The following is a 17,062-nucleotide window of genomic DNA, read 5'->3' on the forward strand; positions in this document are numbered from 1 at the left end:
TGCGAGCGTCCCGCACGGAGGGGGGCGGCGGAAGAGGGCCGTGCGGTCCCCCGCCGCGCCCCGGCCGTCCCTCGCCTATGCCCGCGGGTGGTGGAAGCGGGCGTGCAGGGCGCGGGCGGAGGCGTCGGTGAGGGAGGCGATCTGGTCGACGACCACGCGCTTGCGGGCCCGGTCGTCGGGGGCCTTGTCGTACGCGGCGCGGAACTGCGGTTCGAGGCCGTCGGGGGCGCGGGCGACGAGGGCCTCGGCGAGCTCGGCGACGACGATCCGCTGGTCGGCGCGGAGGGCCTCCTGCTCGGCGCGCTGCATCACGTACCGGACGGCGACGGCCTTGAGGACGGCGCACTCGTTGCGGGTCTCGCGCGGGACGACCAGCTCGGCGCCGTAACGGGTGAGGCGGCCCGAGCCGTACGCCTGGCGGGTGGCGCCCTCGGCGGCGAGGCAGAAGCGGCCGATGAGCTGGCTGGTGGCGTCCTTGAGGCGGGCCTGGGCGACGGCCGAGCCGTCGTAGCCGTGCGGCCACCACTCCTGGTCGACGAGCCGGTCGAGGGCCTCGGCCAGCTCCTGCGGGTCGGTGTCCCCGGGTACGTAGCGGCCGATGGCGACCTGCCAGATGTCGGCGCGCTCGGGCTCGGCGAGGAGGAGGTTGGGGTCGATGTGCCCGGCGTGCAGGCCGTCCTCGAAGTCGTGGACCGAGTAGGCCACGTCGTCGGACCAGTCCATGACCTGGGCCTCGAAGCACTTGCGGTGGGCGGGGGCGCCGCGCCGGATCCACTCGAAGACGGGCAGGTCGTCCTCGTACACGCCGAACTTGGGCGAGCCGGGGTCGCGGGGGTCGCCGCCGCGCTCCCAGGGGTACTTGGTGGCGGCGTCGAGGGCGGCGCGGGTGAGGTTGAGGCCGACGCTGGCGAGTTCGCCGTCGGCGTCCTTGACGAAGCGCTTGGGCTCGATGCGGGTGAGGAGGCGGAGCGACTGGGCGTTGCCCTCGAAGCCGCCGCAGTCCTCGGCGACGTCGTTGAGGGCCTGTTCGCCGTTGTGCCCGAAGGGCGGGTGGCCCATGTCGTGGGAGAGGCAGGCGGCTTCGACGAGGTCGGGGTCGCAGCCGAGGGCGGCGCCGAGCTCGCGGCCGACCTGGGCGCACTCCAGGGAGTGGGTGAGCCGGGTGCGGGGGCTGGCGTCCCAGGCGTGGCTCCTGGTGCCGGGGGTGACGACCTGGGTCTTGCCCGCGAGGCGGCGGAGCGCGGCGGAGTGCAGCACGCGGGCGCGGTCGCGCTGGAAGGCGGTGCGGCCCGGCCGCTTGTCGGGCTCGGGGTCCCAGCGCTCGGTCGCGGCGGGGTCGTATCCGGGGGTGTGGGCGGTGACCTGGCTGTCCTTGGTGTCCTCGATGCCTTCCATGTCCCCGAAGGTAACCGGAGGGGCCGACAGAAGCGCTCAGACGGCGGTGGGTTCCCGCGTGCGGGTGGCGGCGAGCGCGCGGTCGTGGCGGTGGAGGACCAGGCGGGCGAGGGCCGGGTGGGCGCCGAGCGGCGCGGCGGCGATCCAGGGGGCGTGGGCGGCGGCGCGGGTGGCGAAGAGGCCGGGCGCGGTGAAGCAGGAGGCGACCGCGATCCGGTGGCGGCCCCGGGCGGCGAGGGCGGCGACGGCCTCGGGGACGGTGGGCGCGGCGGCGGAGGCGTAGGCGGGGACGACGGGGACGCCGCCGAGGCGCTCGCCGAGGAGGGCGGCGATGCGGCGGGTCTCGGCGCCGGACCGGGGGTCGCGGGAGCCGGCGGCGGCGAGGACGACGCCGGTGGTGCGCGGGTCGTGCGCGCCGGGGTGCTCGTCGGGTGGACCTTCGGAGGGCCAGCCCGCTTCGGCGAGGCGGCCGGCGAGGGCCTCGGCGAGGAGGGGGTGGGCGCCGAGGGGCGCGGCGACGCGGGCCCGGAGGCCGGGCACGGCGGCGACGGCGGCGGGCAGGTCGTGGGTGACGTGGTGGCCGGGAGCGAAGAGCAGGGGAACGAGGACCGCCTCGCGGCCCTCGTCGGCGAGGTCCGCGAGCGTCTCGCCGAGGAGGGGGGCGTTCAGTTCGATGTGGGCGAGGCGGACGTCGAGCCCTGGGCGGAGTGCGCGGACGCGGTCGAGGAGCCGGAGCAGGGTGGCGCGGGCGCGGGGGTCGCGGCTGCCGTGGCCGACGGCGACGAGGGTCGCCGGACGGCGGGCGGTGGCGGTCGGTGCGGCGCGGTGGTGCGCGGGAGCGGTGCGGTGGCGCATGGCGGGTGTACCTCCTCGTCGGACTTCCCCTGCGGGGCGCCGTACGGACGCACCTCGGCGAGCCGGTTCCCGAGCTGCTCGGTGATCCCGGTGAGCAGTTCGGCGGTGGTGTCGAACGTGCTGTCCGGCTCCGTCACGGACCGATCCTGCCGGGGGCACGTTGCCCGCCCGTTGCGCCGGGGTCACGGCTGTTTGCCGGGGCCTCACGTCCGGCCCCGGGCGGCCGTCAGGTGCGCCCGTCAGGCGTCCAGCCAGACCCGGAGGGGGCCGAGCTCCTCGAAGCCTGCGGCGAGGGCGGCGGTCAGGTCGTCGCCCGCTTCGTAGCCGACGACCGGGCGGCCGGCGGGGACCGCGGCGAGGGCGCCCTCCCAGACGCGGGAGGGGTCGGCGCCGCCCGTGCTGAAGAGATTGGAGACGCCCGTCACCGTGCCGCTGTCGCTGAGGACAGCGCCGCCGGTGATCCGGCCGTCGGGCCCGCGCCCCGCGAGCAGCGTCGTCGCCGGGTCGGCGAGGAGAGCGGGGCGGAGGATCCCCGCCTCGTCCGGGTCGCCGCCGCTCCACGCCAGGGCCCATTCCCCGAGCTCCTCCGGCGTGCGGACGGGCCGCCAGTCGCCGGTGGGGGCCGGGGCGGGACGGCCGGCCGGGCGGTGGATCCAGCGCGCCTCGAAGAGGAGCCGGAAGCCCTCGGCGGCCAGGTCGAGACGGGCGAAGGAGTCCTTGACCGAGGCGCCCGGGGACGTGCGGTCGATGCCGGGCAGGACGTCCCGCGCCTCCGCGTCGCCGCTCAGGGTCACCGCGTCCGGGTAGTAGGGCGGGGTGCGGCGGGCGCTGGTCCAGGCGCGGGGCCCGAAGGTGCCGGGGTCGCCGTGGGCGCGGCACACCGTCCGGCACCACTCGGCGTTGTTGCGGGCGGCGGCGTCGAGGAGGTCCGCGCGGGCGGCGTCGATGATCACCGGCGGATCCTACGGGTCGGCACCCCTCCCCCTCCCCTCTTTTTTCCTTCCGAATCACGGAATATCTTTTCCACCATGAGAATGTCCCCCGCGTCGCTCCCCCGGCGCGCCGCCGCCGAGTTCATCGGCACCGCCGCCCTCGTCGCCGTCGTCGTCGGCTCCGGCATCCGCGCCGACTCCCTCAGCCAGGACACCGGCGTCCGGCTGCTCGCCAACGCCTCCGCCTCCGCGCTCGGCCTCGGGCTGCTCATCGCCCTCATCGGCCCGCTCTCCGGCGCCCACTTCAACCCCGTGGTGACCCTCTCCGAGTGGTGGTCCCGGCGCCCCGAGCGCGGGGGGCGCGAGGCCCTCGCCTACATCGGCGCCCAGCTCGCGGGGGCCGTCGCGGGCGCCCTGCTCGCCGAGGCGATGTTCGGCCGGACGCCCGGCGCCTGGGCCACCGAGCCCCGCGCCGCGCTCCATCTGCTGCTCGGCGAGGCCGTCGCCACCGCCGGGCTCGTCGTGGTGGTGCAGGGCCTGCGGCACATCGGCCGCCCGGCCCTCGCCCCGGTCGCCGTGGCCGGGTACATCGGCGCGGCGATCTGGTTCACCTCCTCCGGCTCCTTCGCCAACCCGGCGGCCACCGTCGGCCGTTCCCTCTCCGACTCCTTCACCGGGATCGCCCCCGCCTCGGTGCCCGCCTTCGCCGCCGCGCAGCTCCTCGGGATGCTGTGCGGCCTGGTCCTGGCGGGTGTGCTGTACGGAACGGACGGGGCGTCCGGTGAACCGAACCCGGCCGAGGCGCGTCGAACGGGGTGACAGCACACCCGTTCCCGTCCCCGGAGGTTCCCGCATGCCCGCACGGTTCACCCGGTGGCTCCCCCGCACCGTCCGGACCCGCCGCCGCGCCGTCCGGGCCGTGATGGCCGGCGCCGTCCTCGCGCTCCTGCCCGCCACCTGGATGCACACGGCCGCCGCCGGGAAGCTCCGTACCACCGCCGACGTGCCCGCCCGGGACGTCGCCGTCGTCTTCGGCGCGGGCCTGTGGAAGGGCCGCCCCACCCCGTACCTCGCGCACCGGCTCGACACCGCCGCCGAGCTGTACCGCACGGGCAAGGTGCGGGTCCTCCTCGTCACCGGCGACAACAGCCGGACCGCGTACGACGAGCCCAGCGCCATGCGCGCGTACCTCACCGGGCGCGGGGTGCCGGACGGACGGATCGTCAGCGACTACGCGGGCTTCGACACCTGGGACTCCTGCGTCCGGGCCCGGAAGGTCTTCGGCGTCGACCGGGCCGTCCTCGTCACCCAGGACTTCCACGTCAAGCGGGCCGTCGCGCTGTGCGGACGGGCGGGCGTCGACGCGTACGGGGTCGGGGTCGCCGAACCCCGCGACCGCACCTGGTACTACGGCACCACCCGGGAGGTCCTCGCGGCGGGCAAGGCGGCCCTCGACGCCGGCCTGCGGCCCGATCCCCACTTCCTCGGCCCGGAGGAGAAGGGCGTCACCGAGGCGCTCGCGTCGCCCCGCGCGCGGTGAGACCGGGCGGACCCCTCACCCTCCGCCGCCCGCCCGGCGGAGGGCATGGCACCGCGCCCGTAATACGCCGCGCCGCCCCGCGTAACACTCCCGTCCCACCCTGGCGGCATGTCCGACACCACGGCCGTCCCCACCCACTGCCCCTACTGCGCGCTCCAGTGCGGGATGTCGCTGCGCCCCACCGGCGCCCCCGGGCTGCCCGCCGAGGTGGTCGAGCGGACCGACTTCCCCGTCAACCGGGGTGCCCTGTGCGGCAAGGGCCGCACCGCCCCCGCCGTGCTCTCCTCCCGGGTCCGGCTCACCGAGCCCCTGGTCCGGAACCCCGACACGGGGGCCCTGGCGCCCGCGTCCTGGGAGGAGGCGCTCGCCGCCGTCGCCGACGGGCTGCGCCGGACCCGCGCCGACCACGGTCCCGACGCCGTGGGGGTCTTCGGCGGCGGCGGCCTCACCAACGAGAAGGCGTACTCCCTGGGCAAGTTCGCCCGGGTCGTCCTCGGCACCTCGCAGATCGACTACAACGGACGCTTCTGCATGTCCTCGGCCGCCGCCGCGCACCAGCGGGCCTTCGGCCTCGACCGGGGACTCCCCTTCCCCCTGGAGGACGTTCCCCGGACCGGGTGCGTGATCCTCGTCGGCTCCAACCTCGCCGAGACCATGCCGCCCGCCCTGCGCTACCTCACCGAGCTGAAGGAGAACGGCGGAAGACTGATCGTCGTCGACCCGCGCCGCACCCGCACCGCCGAGCAGGCCGACCTGCACCTGGCCCCGCGCCCCGGCACCGACCTCGCGCTCGCCCTCGGCCTGCTGCACCTCGTGGTGGCCGAGGGCCGGGTGGACGAGGAGTTCGTGCGGGAGCGGACCGGCGGCTGGGAGGCCGCCCGCGCCGGGGCCATGTCCCACTGGCCCGAGCAGGTCGAGCGGATCACCGGCGTCCCCGTGCCGCTGCTGCGCGAGGCGGTCGCGATGTTCTGCGACGCCGACAGCGGCATGGTGCTCACCGCGCGCGGCCCCGAGCAGCAGTCCAAGGGCACCGACACCGTCGGCGCCTGGATCAACCTGTGCCTGGCCACCGGCCGGGCGGGCCGGCCGCTGAGCGGGTACGGCTGCCTCACCGGCCAGGGCAACGGCCAGGGCGGGCGCGAGCACGGCCAGAAGGCCGACCAGCTGCCCGGCTACCGCAAGCTCGACGACCCGGCCGCACGCGCGCACGTGGCCGGGGTGTGGGGAGTCGCGCCCGAATCGCTGCCGGGGCCGGGGCGGAGCGCGTACGAACTCCTCGACGCGCTCGGCGGGGACGTGCGGGCCCTGCTCGTCATGGCCTCCAACCCGGTGGTCTCCGCGCCGCGCGCCGCGCACGTCGAGGAGCGGCTGCGGTCGCTCGGCTTCCTCGCCGTCGCGGACGTGGTGCTCTCCGAGACCGCCGCGCTCGCCGACGTCGTCCTGCCCGTGACCCAGTGGGCGGAGGAGACCGGCACCATGACCAACCTGGAGGGGCGCGTGCTGCTGCGCCGCCGGGCCCTCGACCCGCCCGCCGGAGTGCGGAGCGACCTGGAGGTGCTGCACGGGCTCGCGGAACTCCTCGGCGACGGGAACGGGTCCGAGAAGGGCTTCCCCACCGACCCCGAGGAGGTCTTCGAGGAGCTGCGGCGCGCCTCGGCGGGCGGGCCCGCCGACTACTCGGGCATCGACTACCGGCGCGTCGAGGAGGAGCAGGGCGTCTTCTGGCCCTGCCCCGCGGCCCCGGAGGGCGCCGGTCCGCACCCGGGGACGCCCCGGCTGTTCCTGGACCGGTTCGCGACGGCCGACGGGCGGGCCAGGTTCGTGCCGGTGACGCACCGGGCGGCGGCCGAGGAGACGGACGCCGAGTACCCGGTCGTCCTGACCACGGGCCGCGTGGTGGCCCACTACCAGTCGGGGGCGCAGACCCGGCGGGTCGACGAGCTGAACGCGGCGGCGCCCGGCCCCTTCGTGGAGCTGCACCCGAGGCTGGCCGAGCGGATCGGGGTGGCCGAGGGCGAGCGGATCACGGTGGTGTCGCGGCGCGGCCGGGCCGTCGCGCCGGCCCGGATCACCGCGTCGATCCGGCCCGACACCGTCTTCATGCCGTTCCACTGGGCGGGCGAGGGACGGGCCAACACGCTGGTGAACCCGGCGCTCGACCCGATCTCCCGGATGCCGGAGTTCAAGGTGTGCGCGGTGCGCCTGGAGCGCGCCGGGGACGCCGCTACGAGCGGTTGAACCAGTCGCCGGTCCCGATGACCGGGCCGAGGGGCGCGTCCGGCGCCGCCAGGAACACCCAGGCCCGGACCCGCGCCCCGTCCCGCACCCGGACGACCTCCTTCGCCACCCGCTCGTAGCCGGCGGGCAGTTCGAGGCGGTCGAGCAGGCCGAACAGCTCGCCGTAGGCGCCGGGCGCGGGCGTGAGCAGGGTGCCGGCCACCCGGCCCTTCTCCGCCGGGACGGCGTACGGGTAGCCGGGACCGTCGTGCAGGACCGCGCCCTCCAGCACGGCGTCCGCCTCGGCGCCGATCCGGCCGGCGAGGAACCGGTCGTGGTTGTACGCGCCCGGGCGGAGCGTCCCGTACATGAAGAACGGCAGTCCGTCGTCGGCCACCGGGCCCTCGATCGCCGGGTCCGGCGCGGTCTCGCGCTCGACCCAGCGGGCGTACCCCTCGCTCACCCGGGTGACCCGGGTGGCGAGGATCTCGGGCGTCTCGTAGTCGTGGGCGGCGAGGAGGTGCGCCTCCAGGGCGGGGTGGCGGGCCTCGGTGGTCTTGAACTCCACCTGCCACTCCTCGGAGGCCTCGATCGCGCCCCTCCAGTGGTAGACGGAGGTGAGGGGCCCCGAGACCTGCGCGCAGGCGGCGAGCCGGGCCTCGACGGCGCCGCGCGCCAGGGCGTCGGCCTTGGCGCGCGCGTCGGTGGTGGTGCGGACGGTGACGATCACGTCTCCACCGTACGGGCGAACTGGGCCGCGTGCAGCCGGGCGTAGGCCCCTCCGGCGGCGAGCAGCTCCTCGTGGGTGCCCTGCTCGGCGATCGCGCCGCGCTCCATCACCAGGATGGTGTCGGCGTCGCGGATCGTGGAGAGCCGGTGGGCGACGACGAAGCTGGTGCGGCCCGCGCGCAGCGAGGACATGGCCCGCTGCACGAGGAGTTCGGTGCGGGTGTCGACGGAGCTGGTGGCCTCGTCGAGGACGAGGATCACCGGGTCGGAGAGGAAGGCGCGGGCGAGGGTGACGAGCTGCTTCTCGCCGGCGCTGAGGCCGCCGCCGTCCTCGTCGAGGACGGTGTCGTAGCCGTCGGGCAGGGTGCGGACGAACCGGTCGGCGTGGGCGGCCCGCGCCGCCGCGACGATCCGCTCCCGGGAGACCTCGCCGGGGACCCCGTAGGCGATGTTCTCGGCGATGGTGCCGCCGAAGAGCCAGGTGTCCTGGAGGACCATGCCGGTGCCGGAGCGCAGCTCCTCCCGGGTCATCGCGGCCGTGTCGACGCCGTCGAGGGTGATCCGGCCGCCGGTCGGCTCGTGGAAGCGCATGAGGAGGTTGACCAGGGTGGTCTTGCCGGCGCCCGTGGGGCCGACGACGGCGACGGTCCGGCCGGGCTCGACGGTGAGGGAGAGGTCCTCGATCAGCGGCCGGGCGGGGTCGTGGCGGAAGGAGACCTTCTCGAAGGAGACCCGGCCGCGCAGCGGTTCGGGCCGCAGGGGCTCGGCCGGGTCGGGGGTCTCCTCCTCGGCGTCGAGGAGGTCGAAGACCCGCTCGGCGGAGGCCACCCCGGACTGGAGCAGGTTGGCCATGGCGGCGATCTGCGTGACGGGGCCGTTGAACTCGTACGAGTACTGGACGAAGGCCTGCACGTCCCCGACGGTGAGGGTGCCGCTCGCCACCCGCAGTCCGCCGACCACGGCGACGGCCACGTAGTTCAGGTTCCCGACGAAGGTCAGGACGGGCTGGATGAGGCCGGACACGACCTGGGCGCGGAAGCTCGCCCGGTACAGCTCCTCGCCCAGCTCGTCGAAGCGGCCCACGGCCTCCTCGCGCCGTCCGAAGGCGACGACCTCGGTGTGGCCGGTGATCATCTCCTCGACGTGGCCGCCGAGCCGGCCCGTGACCGCCCACTGCTTCACGAACTGCGGCTGGGCGCGGCGTCCGACGAGGGCGGCGACGGCGAGGGAGACGGGGACGGTGGCCAGGGCGACGAGGGCGAGCGGCGGGGAGATCCAGAACATCATCGCGAGGACGCCGACCAGGGTGAGCAGGGCGCGCACCATCTGGCTGAAGGCCTGCTGGAGGGTCTGGGTGATGTTGTCGATGTCGTTGGTGGTGCGGGAGAGGACCTCGCCGCGCGGCTGCCGGTCCAGGTGGGAGAGGGGCAGCCGGGCCAGCTTGTGCTGGGCCCGTTCCCGCAGGCGGTGTCCGGCGCGCTGGACGACGGCGGTGGCGATCCGCTGCTGGATCCAGAGGAGGACGGACGAGCCGAGGACGGCGGCGGCGGAGAGGGCGAGGACCCGGCCGACGGCCGCGAAGTCGACCCCGGCGGGGCGGGTGACGCCGGTGACGACGAGGTCGGTGGCGCGGCCGAGGAGGAGGGGGCCGAGGACGGAGAGGGCGACGCCGGCGGCGCCGGCGGCGAGGAGGGCGAGCAGCCGGGCCCGGTCGGGGGCGAGGGTGCGCAGCAGGCGCAGACCGGAGGCGCGGAAGGAGAGGGAGCGTTCGAGGGAGGGGACGGCGAGGCCGGGGCCGCGCTGGGGCGGTGGGCCGGTGCGGGCGGGGGCGGCGGGGGCCCCGTCGTGGCCGGAGGTCCGGTCACGGGGCGCCGTGCTCGTGCTCGTGCTCACGCGGCTTCCTCCTCGGTGAGTTGGGAGAGGACGATCTCCCGGTAGGTGGGGTCGTCCCGCAGGAGGGACGTGTGGGTGCCGGTGGCGACGACCCGGCCCCGGTCGAGGACGACGATCCGGTCGGCGTGGCGGACGGTGGAGATCCGCTGGGCGACGACCACCACGGTGGAGCCGGCCGTCTCCTCGGCGAGCGCGGCCCGCAGCCGGGCGTCGGTCCCGGGATCGAGGGCGGAGAAGGACTCGTCGAAGAGGTAGAGGCGGGGGCGGGCGGTGAGGACGCGGGCGATGGCGAGCCGCTGGCGCTGGCCGCCGGAGAAGTTGGCGCCGCCCTGGGAGACGGACGCGTCGAGCCCCCCGTCGAGCTCCCGGACGAAGTCGGCGGCCTGGGCGGTCCCCAGGGCGTGCCACAGCTCCTCGTCGGTGGCGCCGGGCCGGCCGTAGCGGAGGTTGGAGGCGATCGTGCCCGCGAAGAGGTACGGCTTCTGGGGGACGAGTCCGACGGTCCCGGCCAGGAGGGCGGGGTCGAGGGTGCGGACGTCGGCGCCGTCGACGAGGACCCGGCCCTCGGTGGCGTCGAAGAGGCGGGGCACGAGTCCGAGGAGGGTCGACTTGCCGCTGCCGGTGGAGCCGACGATCGCGGTGGTCTCGCCGGGCCGGGCGACGAGCCCGACGCCGTGCAGGACGGGTTCCTCCGCGCCGGGGTAGTGGAAGCCGACGCCGTCGAGTTCGAGCCGGCCGGAGCCGTGGAGTGCGCGGACCGGGTGCTCGGGCGGGGGGACGGAGGAGCGGGTGGCGAGGACCTCGCGGACGCGTTCGGCGCCCGCCTCGGCGCGCGGCATGTGCATCAGGAGGAAGAGGACCATCATCACGGACATGGAGGTCTGGAGGAGGTAGCCGAGGAAGGCGACGAGGCCGCCGGGCTGGAGCGCGCCGGAGTCGATGCGGTGGGCGCCGGCGTACACCAGGGCGACGGTGGTCAGCTCCCAGATCACCAGGACCGTGGGGAACATGAGGGCCTGTAACCGGCCGGCCCGCAGGCCGACGGCGAACAGCTCGTCGTTGGCGGCGGCGAACCGTTCCCGCTCGTGCCGGTCGCGGACGAAGGCGCGGACGACCCGGACGCCGGTGATCTGTTCCCGCAGGATCCGGTTGGTCCGGTCGACGCGGAGCTGCATGCCCCGGAAGAGGGGCCGCATGCGCAGGACGACGGTGCCGACGGCCCCGGCCATCACGGGCACGAAGAGGATCAGGACGAGGGCGAGCGGCACGTCCTGGCGCAGGGCCATGGCGATGCCGCCGACGCACAGGAGCGGGGAGGCGACCAGCATCGTCAGGACGAGGACGGTGAACGTCTGGATCTGCTGGACGTCGTTGGTGGTGCGGGTGATGAGGGAGGCGGCGCCGAAGCGGCCCCGCTCTCGGGCGGAGAACTCCTGCACGCGGCGGAAGACCTCGGAGCGCAGGTCGCGGGCGACGCCCAGGGCGACGCGGGCGCCGGTCCAGGTGGCGGCGGCCGCCGCCGCCACCTGGAGGAGGGTGACGGCGGCCATCGTGGCGCCGCCGGAGAGGACCCGGCCGGTGTCCCCGCGCAGGACGCCGTGGTCGATGACGCCGGCGTTGAGGGCGGGCAGGGCGAGGGAGGACAGGGTCTGGACGAGCTGGAGGGCGACGAGGAGGGCGAGGAGGGCCCGGTAGGGCCGCAGGCGGGGGACGACGATCCGGAACAACACGGTGCCGCCCCCTTCACGCGCCGTACGGGCGGACGGCCTTGGCGTCCTTGAGGGCGTGGCCCCACCAGGCGAGCTGGTCGAGGAGGGTCTTGGCCGCGCCCTCGGCGCCGGCCGGGTCCTTGTGCCGCCCGTCCTCGTCGAACTGCCCGTGGACGTGGTGGAAGGAGACCGTGTCCCGGACGGTGACGGAGTGCAGCTCGGCGAAGACCTGGCGGAGCTGCTCGACGGCCCGCAGACCGCCGGAGATCCCGCCGTAGGAGACGAAGCCGACGGGCTTGGCCTGCCATTCGGTGTAGTGCCGGTCGATCAGGTTCTTGAGGGAGGCGGGGAAGGAGTGGTTGTACTCGGGGGTGAGGACGACGAAGGCGTCGGCGGCCGCGAGGGCCGGGGTGATCCCGGCGAGTGCGGCGCGGACGGCCGGGGAGGGGGCGTACGAGAGGGAGGTGGGGAGCTCGACCCCGGCGAGGTCGACGACCGTGACGGCGAAGTCCTCGCGCTCGGCGAGGCGGGAGAGGAACCAGTCGGCGAGGACGGGGGCGAAGCGGCCTTCGCGGTCGCTGGCGACGACGAGGGCGAGGGAGAGGGGGGCGGAGGGAACGGCGGTCGGGGTGGAGTTCGTGAGGTCCATGTCGGTGATCGTGGTACCTCAAGTTTGGTTGAGGTCAAGCGGTTCTTCCGGCCGTGCGACGAGGACGTGCGACGAGGGCGTGCCGGAGACCCCCGCGACGGGGCGCGGCGGCGCCCCCCCTACGGTGGGGGCATGACGACCCCTCCCGCCTCCCCCGCCGACGACCGCGTCCGCGTCGAGGCCGACGGCGTCCCGGTGGACGATCCGGCGCTCCTCGGCGTCCTCATGAGCGGCTACGGCCACTTCACGGCGATGCAGGTGCGGGACGGGGGCGCGAAGGGGCTCGGACTGCACCTCGAACGGCTCGACCGCTCGACCCGCGAGCTCTTCGGCCGGGGCCTGGACGGCGGACGGGTCCGGGGGCTGGTCGCCGGCGCCCTGGAGGCCGCCGGACGGCGGGACGCCTCGGTCAGGGTGTACGTGTACGAGGGGGCCCGCACGGTCGTGACCGTCCGCGCCCCGGCCCCGGACGGTCCCGGCGCCCCGCAGCGCCTGACGAGCGTGGCGTACGAGCGTCCGGCCGCGCACCTCAAGCACCTGGGCGGCTTCGGGCAGCGGTACCACGGCGAGGCGGCCCGGCGCGCGGGGTACGACGAGGCCCTGCTGACCTCCCCGTCCGGGGAGATCGCCGAGGGTGCGGTCGCCAACATCGCCCTCTGGGACGGGACTTCGCTGGTCTGGCCGTCGGCGCCCTGCCTCCACGGCGTCACCATGGCCCTCCTGGAGCCGCGCCTGGGCTCGGTCCGGCGGCCGGTCTCCCTGGCCGACCTGCCCCGCTACCGGGCCGCCTTCACGACCAACGCGCGGACGATCGCGCCCGTGACGGCGATCGACGGGACGGCGTTCGCGGTGGACGGGGAGCTGATGGAGCGGGTGTGCGCGGCGTACGACGGGGTGCCGGCGGAGGAGATCCGCCCCTGAGGGGCGGGCGCTCCGGCCGCCGGCCTCGGTCACCCGTTCGGCGCGGGGCGCGGCCCGGCGTGTCGAAAACGCCTCCGACCTGCGAAAACGTCCGGAATCCAGGCGGCACGCCGTATCGGACGGCCCCTTCCTGATACTCCCTCAGGAGGCGGGGGGCGCGCGGCGGGCTTTATCTCGGTCACAGCAGGTCCGGCTCCGGGAAGTCCCTCCCGGCAGGACCGTCCCCGCACGACCGTACGCGCGCCCCGGAGGACCCCCATGCGCACCACTGCCCGTCTGTTCACCGGTACCGCGCTGACGGTCGCCGCGCTCGGGGCGTTCGCCGCCCCGGCGGCGCACGCCGGCGAGGAGTGGAACGAGACCGGGGGGCGGCACGAGACCCTCGAGGTCTATCCGTCGTCCGCGGCCCCCGGCACCACGGTCACCGTCAACACCCTCGCCTGCGGCAAGAACGGGCACGGCGTCGGCGACGCGAACGCGCTCGGCGCGGGCGAGTTCCACCTGAAGCCGAGCACGCACAAGGAGATCGTGGTCGGGCAGTTCACCGTGCCCGAGCACGCCAAGGCCGGTACGTACGGCATCAGCGTGGCCTGCGACAACGGCAAGACGGCCCGGGGCGACCTGACCGTCACGCACCGGCGTCCCAGCGGCCACGTCCAGACGGGTGTCGGGGGCAGCGTCGGCCCCGACACCACCCGGGTCGCGGCGGGCGCGGCGGTGCTGGCCGCGGCCGCCGTCGGCGGTGTCTGGCTCCTGCGCCGCCGGGCGAGCGGCGCGCGGGGGCACTGAGACACCGCCCCTCTCCTGCCCCCGCCGCACGCCCGTACGGGCCCGGCGGGGGCAGGACCACGTCCCGGCACATCCCGGTGACGCCCCCCGAAGAGACGGAAGGGACCGCAGGTGAGCAACAGGAGCAAGGGCTGGGGCCTGGCGGTGGCCGCCTGCGTGGGCGTCTGGCTCGTCCAGAACGGCTCGGAGGACGTCACCCCGCCCGTGCCGTCCGCCGCCCAGGCCTTCGCCGCCGGGCCGAGCGTCCACACCGACGCCGCCGCCGACCCGCTGCCGCCCTCGGCGCCCGTACGGCTGCGCATCCCCGAGACCGACGTGGACGCCCCGGTGACACGGCTCGGCCTGGCGGCGGACGGCTCGCTCGACGTGCCGCCGGCCGAGGACCGGAACCTGGCCGGCTGGTACGGGGGCGGGACCGCGCCCGGCGCGAAGGGCACCGCGATCGTCGCGGGCCACGTCGACAACGCGGACGGGCCCGCCGTCTTCTACACCCTCGGCGCGCTGGAGAAGGGCCACCGGATCGAGGTGGACCGGGAGGACGGGCGCACCGCCGTGTTCACGGTCGACGCGGTCGAGGTGTACGAGAACGACGCCTTCCCGGACGACAAGGTGTACGCCGAGGCGGGCCGGGCCGAGATCCGGGTCATCACCTGCGGCGGCGGCTTCTCGAAGAAGAACGGCTACCAGGGGAACGTGGTCGCCTTCGGGCACCTCATCGGCGTGCGGTAGCCCGCCCCCGGCGGCTCACGCCCACTGGTCGAAGGCGAGCTTCGCGACCAGCGAGAGGACGACCACGAGCAGCACCCCCCGGACGAACCCGGCCCCCCTGCTCAGCGCCATCCGGGCGCCGGCCGTCCCGCCGGCCAGGTTGAAGACCGCCATGACGGCGGCGAGCTGCCCGTACACGGTGCCCTGGTACGCGAACATCGCGAGGGCGCCCGCGTTGGTGCAGACGTTGACGATCTTGGCGGTGGCGGAGGCGGTCACCAGGTCGAGGTGGAGGACGGCGGTCAGGGCCAGGACCAGGAAGGTGCCGGTGCCCGGCCCGAACAGGCCGTCGTAGAAGCCGATCCCGCCGCCGACGACCACGATCGCGGTCACGATCCGGGCCCGCGTCAGCGGCGCCCGCTCCTCCCCCTCGGCCCGCGCGCCGAAGGAGGGCCGGAGCATCACGAAGGCCGCCACCCCGAGCAGCACCACCATGATCACCGGGCGCAGGACGTCGCTGCTGATCCCGGCGGCGAAGAAGGCGCCGGCCATGGAGCCGGCGAGGGCCGCGAGCCCGATCCGCACCGCCGTCCCGACCCGGACGGGCGCCTTGCGGACGTAGGTGACGGCGGCGCCGGTGGTGCCGACGATGGCGACGGCCTTGTTCGTGCCGAGGATCTGCGCGGCCGGGGCGTGCGGGAGCCCGAGCAGCAGGGCGGGCAGCAGGAGCAGCCCGCCACCGCCCACCACGGCGTCGATCCAGCCCGCCACGAGCGCGGCGAGGCAGAGCAGGACGAGGGTGGTCAGCGATATCTCGGGCATGGCCGTGAGCCTAGGGACGTGATCGTCGGCCCGTCCATCAGTCCCGGGAGAGTTGAGCTACGTCTGAGCTTGCCGCGCCCGGCCCCCGGTCGGGCGCGGGCGGGCCGGCGGGGGTGACGAGGGCGGTGAGCAGGGTCGCGGCGAGCGCCCCGGCGCCGAGGAGCCCGGCGGCGAGGCGGCGCCGGGCCCGCTCCGGGGGAGGGTGCGGTGCTCCGTGTCTAGGCATGGGCGAAGTCCTCGCTGTGGATGCGGGAGGCCGGGACCCCGGCCCGGCGCAGGGAGGCGGTCGCGGCCCGGGCCATCGCGGGCGGGCCGCACAGGTACACGTCGTGGGCGGCGAGGTCGGGCACGAGGTGGCGCAGGGCGCGCGGGGCGAGGGGGTCGAAGGAGCCGTCGGAGGGACCGAGGAGGAAGTGGAGGGCGGCCCGCCGTTCGCGGGCGATGGCCTCCAGCTCCCCGCGCAGGACGACGGCGGAGGCGTCCGGGGCGCGGTAGAGGAGGGTCACGTCGCCGGGGCCGCCGGGCAGGGTCTCGAAGAGGGCCCGCAGCGGCGTGATGCCGACCCCGCCCGCGAGCAGCAGGACCTTGCGGCGGGTGCGGCGGTGGGCGGTGAGCGCCCCGAAGGGCCCGGAGGCGAGGACCCGGGTGCCGGGGCGCAGCCGCCGGACGCGGCGGGTGTGGTCGCCGAGCGCCTTGACGGTGATCCGCAGGGTGTCGTCGCGGACGGGCGCGGAGAGCGAGAAGGGCAGGGCGGTGGCCCACAGGCCGCGCCGCAGGAAGCGCCAGCGGAAGAACTGGCCCGGTTCGGCGCCCAGTCGGTCCACTCCCCTGCCCCGGACGAGGACCGAGACGACCCCGGGGCCCTCGTCGCGGACCTCGGCGACCCGCAGGTCGTGGCGGAGGGCGGCGCGGGCGGGGACGACGAGCCGGTACCAGACGAGGAGGACGGCGACGACGGCGTGCGCCAGGGACCAGAACCAGCGGGTGAGCGGGCCGCCGGCGACGTCGGGACCGGCGAGCTGGTGGACGAAGCCGAGCGCGGCGGCGAGCAGGGCGCCGAGGTGGACGGCCCGCCAGGTCTCGTGCCGGAGCCGGCGCCGTACGGAACGGGCGGAGGTGATCCCGACGGCGGCGAACAGGGCGGTGCCGGCGGTGGCGGCGGCGATCGCCCCGTACGAGAGGAGGTCCCCGGTGGCGGCGACCAGGTCGGCGCGGGTGTGCACAGCGTGGCCGCAGAGGGCGAGGACGGCGTGGGCGGCGACCAGGCCGAGGGCGTACCGGCCGCCGAGGGCGTGCCAGCGGGCGAGCCGGTCGGCGCCGACGCCGTGCTCGACGGCCGGGACCCGGGCCATGAGCAGCAGCAGGACGAGGACGCCGTACCCGCCGAGGAGTCCGGTGAGGTGGGCGCCGGACGCGAAGAGGACGTCGAGCCGGGCGGAGGGCCGGGCCTGGAGCCCCCAGAGGAGCCCGACGGCCCCGGCACCGGCGACGATCCCGCCCCGCAGCCGCTCGGGAGCGAGCCGCAGGGCGGGGACGGGGACGGGCGGGGCGGCCGGGGGACGGCGGGGCGCGGGACCGTTCGGCCCGTCGGGAAACACGGCGGAGGACTGCGGCGCGGTGCGGGGCGGGGCCGCCGGGGGACGGCGGGGCGCGGCGGGGGCTTTCGGTGCGGCGGGAAACGCGGCGAAGGTCTGCGGCGCGGTGAGGGGCGGGACAGGCGCCCGCAGCGCGGCGAGGGGCGCGAGGGGTACGTAGAGGGGGTGGCTGGCCTCGGTGGTCACATCCGGCACCCTAGGGGCGCCCGTATACGGGAATCCCCAGCTCAGCCGCGCACGCCCGATCCTTAAGACGGGCTTGAGGCGAGGCTGACCGCGGGTTAACCCCGGGGCCGGTCCCGCGGGCC

Annotated in this window: 16 protein-coding genes; 6 read left to right on the top strand and 10 right to left on the bottom strand. The window is 75.9% G+C overall.

Going from position 1 to position 17,062, the window contains the following annotated elements:
* Positions 1-75: 75 nt before the first annotated feature.
* The 3 genes from ACFY7E_RS06365 to ACFY7E_RS06375 form a co-directional block, all read right to left on the bottom strand.
* On the bottom strand, positions 76-1,395 hold the full coding sequence (locus ACFY7E_RS06365; protein ID WP_389481404.1) for a deoxyguanosinetriphosphate triphosphohydrolase: 1,320 nt from the start codon (positions 1,393-1,395) through the stop codon (positions 76-78).
* A gap of 36 nt (positions 1,396-1,431) precedes the next feature.
* Positions 1,432-2,250: a sirohydrochlorin chelatase gene (locus tag ACFY7E_RS06370; protein WP_389481406.1), complete on the bottom strand. Its 819-nt coding sequence runs from the start codon at positions 2,248-2,250 to the stop codon at positions 1,432-1,434.
* 239 nt (positions 2,251-2,489) lie between these two features.
* On the bottom strand, positions 2,490-3,197 hold the full coding sequence (locus tag ACFY7E_RS06375; RefSeq protein ID WP_389482198.1) for a hypothetical protein: 708 nt from the start codon (positions 3,195-3,197) through the stop codon (positions 2,490-2,492).
* Between the two features lie 81 nt (positions 3,198-3,278).
* On the opposite strand from ACFY7E_RS06375, the gene ACFY7E_RS06380 reads away from it, so the two are divergent.
* The 3 genes from ACFY7E_RS06380 to ACFY7E_RS06390 all read left to right on the top strand — a co-directional run bounded on the left by ACFY7E_RS06380 (position 3,279) and on the right by ACFY7E_RS06390 (position 6,960).
* Positions 3,279-4,001 (top strand): aquaporin, encoded by a 723-nt coding sequence (locus tag ACFY7E_RS06380; RefSeq protein ID WP_389481408.1) that lies wholly within the window; start codon positions 3,279-3,281, stop codon positions 3,999-4,001.
* 34 nt (positions 4,002-4,035) lie between these two features.
* Complete coding sequence (locus ACFY7E_RS06385; protein WP_389481410.1) at positions 4,036-4,722, top strand: vancomycin high temperature exclusion protein; 687 nt, start codon at positions 4,036-4,038, stop codon at positions 4,720-4,722.
* 108 nt (positions 4,723-4,830) lie between these two features.
* The gene (locus ACFY7E_RS06390; RefSeq protein ID WP_389481413.1) at positions 4,831-6,960 is read left to right on the top strand and encodes a molybdopterin oxidoreductase family protein; all 2,130 of its coding nucleotides are present in this window, start codon (positions 4,831-4,833) and stop codon (positions 6,958-6,960) included.
* On the opposite strand, the gene cutA is transcribed toward ACFY7E_RS06390, so the two are convergent.
* The 4 genes from cutA to ACFY7E_RS06410 are packed head-to-tail and all read right to left on the bottom strand — an operon-like array spanning position 6,947 to position 11,919.
* Entirely contained in the window at positions 6,947-7,669 is a 723-nt protein-coding gene (gene cutA, locus ACFY7E_RS06395) for a divalent cation tolerance protein CutA (RefSeq protein WP_389481415.1), read from the bottom strand. The two genes, ACFY7E_RS06390 and cutA, sit on opposite strands and share 14 nt — an antisense overlap.
* Entirely contained in the window at positions 7,666-9,561 is a 1,896-nt protein-coding gene (locus ACFY7E_RS06400; protein ID WP_389481417.1) for an ABC transporter ATP-binding protein, read from the bottom strand. The genes cutA and ACFY7E_RS06400 overlap by 4 nt, the downstream gene beginning before the upstream one ends.
* On the bottom strand, positions 9,558-11,291 hold the full coding sequence (locus ACFY7E_RS06405; protein ID WP_389481419.1) for an ABC transporter ATP-binding protein: 1,734 nt from the start codon (positions 11,289-11,291) through the stop codon (positions 9,558-9,560). Before ACFY7E_RS06405 ends, ACFY7E_RS06400 begins: the two co-directional genes overlap by 4 nt.
* 13 nt (positions 11,292-11,304) lie before the next feature.
* Positions 11,305-11,919: an NADPH-dependent FMN reductase gene (locus ACFY7E_RS06410; protein WP_389481421.1), complete on the bottom strand. Its 615-nt coding sequence runs from the start codon at positions 11,917-11,919 to the stop codon at positions 11,305-11,307.
* A gap of 132 nt (positions 11,920-12,051) precedes the next feature.
* Between ACFY7E_RS06410 and ACFY7E_RS06415 the strand changes: the two genes are divergently transcribed.
* The 3 genes from ACFY7E_RS06415 (at position 12,052) to ACFY7E_RS06425 (ending at position 14,358) form a co-directional block, all read left to right on the top strand.
* Positions 12,052-12,840, top strand: a complete 789-nt coding sequence (locus tag ACFY7E_RS06415; RefSeq protein ID WP_389481424.1) for an aminotransferase class IV — start codon at positions 12,052-12,054, stop codon at positions 12,838-12,840.
* Between the two features lie 258 nt (positions 12,841-13,098).
* Positions 13,099-13,629, top strand: a complete 531-nt coding sequence (locus ACFY7E_RS06420; RefSeq protein ID WP_389481427.1) for a hypothetical protein — start codon at positions 13,099-13,101, stop codon at positions 13,627-13,629.
* Between the two features lie 111 nt (positions 13,630-13,740).
* Positions 13,741-14,358, top strand: a complete 618-nt coding sequence (locus ACFY7E_RS06425; protein WP_389481429.1) for a class F sortase — start codon at positions 13,741-13,743, stop codon at positions 14,356-14,358.
* 15 nt (positions 14,359-14,373) lie between these two features.
* On the opposite strand, the gene ACFY7E_RS06430 is transcribed toward ACFY7E_RS06425, so the two are convergent.
* Genes ACFY7E_RS06430 through ACFY7E_RS06440 form a run of 3 tightly spaced genes read right to left on the bottom strand, consistent with a single transcriptional unit; the run spans position 14,374 to position 16,949 of the window.
* Positions 14,374-15,159 carry a sulfite exporter TauE/SafE family protein gene (locus tag ACFY7E_RS06430; RefSeq protein ID WP_389481431.1) on the bottom strand — a complete coding sequence of 262 codons (786 nt, stop codon included), beginning with the start codon at positions 15,157-15,159 and terminating at the stop codon, positions 14,374-14,376.
* A 37-nt stretch (positions 15,160-15,196) separates the two neighbouring features.
* On the bottom strand, positions 15,197-15,385 hold the full coding sequence (locus ACFY7E_RS06435) for a hypothetical protein (RefSeq protein ID WP_389481434.1): 189 nt from the start codon (positions 15,383-15,385) through the stop codon (positions 15,197-15,199).
* Complete coding sequence (locus ACFY7E_RS06440; RefSeq protein WP_389481436.1) at positions 15,378-16,949, bottom strand: ferric reductase-like transmembrane domain-containing protein; 1,572 nt, start codon at positions 16,947-16,949, stop codon at positions 15,378-15,380. Before ACFY7E_RS06440 ends, ACFY7E_RS06435 begins: the two co-directional genes overlap by 8 nt.
* Positions 16,950-17,062 lie beyond the last annotated feature (113 nt).

Origin of the sequence: Streptomyces sp. NPDC012825, assembly GCF_042900925.1 — a bacterium.
Lineage (GTDB): Bacteria > Actinomycetota > Actinomycetes > Streptomycetales > Streptomycetaceae > Streptomyces.

What these genes read in the sequence shown, in the direction of transcription:
- ACFY7E_RS06365 (WP_389481404.1), bottom strand. Translation starts at nt 1,395, where the DNA reads ATGGAAGGCATCGAGGACACCAAGGACAGCCAGGTCACCGCCCACACC.
- ACFY7E_RS06370 (WP_389481406.1), bottom strand. Translation starts at nt 2,250, where the DNA reads ATGCGCCACCGCACCGCTCCCGCGCACCACCGCGCCGCACCGACCGCC.
- ACFY7E_RS06380 (WP_389481408.1), top strand. Translation starts at nt 3,279, where the DNA reads ATGAGAATGTCCCCCGCGTCGCTCCCCCGGCGCGCCGCCGCCGAGTTC.
- ACFY7E_RS06385 (WP_389481410.1), top strand. Translation starts at nt 4,036, where the DNA reads ATGCCCGCACGGTTCACCCGGTGGCTCCCCCGCACCGTCCGGACCCGC.
- ACFY7E_RS06390 (WP_389481413.1), top strand. Translation starts at nt 4,831, where the DNA reads ATGTCCGACACCACGGCCGTCCCCACCCACTGCCCCTACTGCGCGCTC.
- ACFY7E_RS06410 (WP_389481421.1), bottom strand. Translation starts at nt 11,919, where the DNA reads ATGGACCTCACGAACTCCACCCCGACCGCCGTTCCCTCCGCCCCCCTC.
- ACFY7E_RS06415 (WP_389481424.1), top strand. Translation starts at nt 12,052, where the DNA reads ATGACGACCCCTCCCGCCTCCCCCGCCGACGACCGCGTCCGCGTCGAG.
- ACFY7E_RS06420 (WP_389481427.1), top strand. Translation starts at nt 13,099, where the DNA reads ATGCGCACCACTGCCCGTCTGTTCACCGGTACCGCGCTGACGGTCGCC.
- ACFY7E_RS06430 (WP_389481431.1), bottom strand. Translation starts at nt 15,159, where the DNA reads ATGCCCGAGATATCGCTGACCACCCTCGTCCTGCTCTGCCTCGCCGCG.
- ACFY7E_RS06435 (WP_389481434.1), bottom strand. Translation starts at nt 15,385, where the DNA reads ATGCCTAGACACGGAGCACCGCACCCTCCCCCGGAGCGGGCCCGGCGC.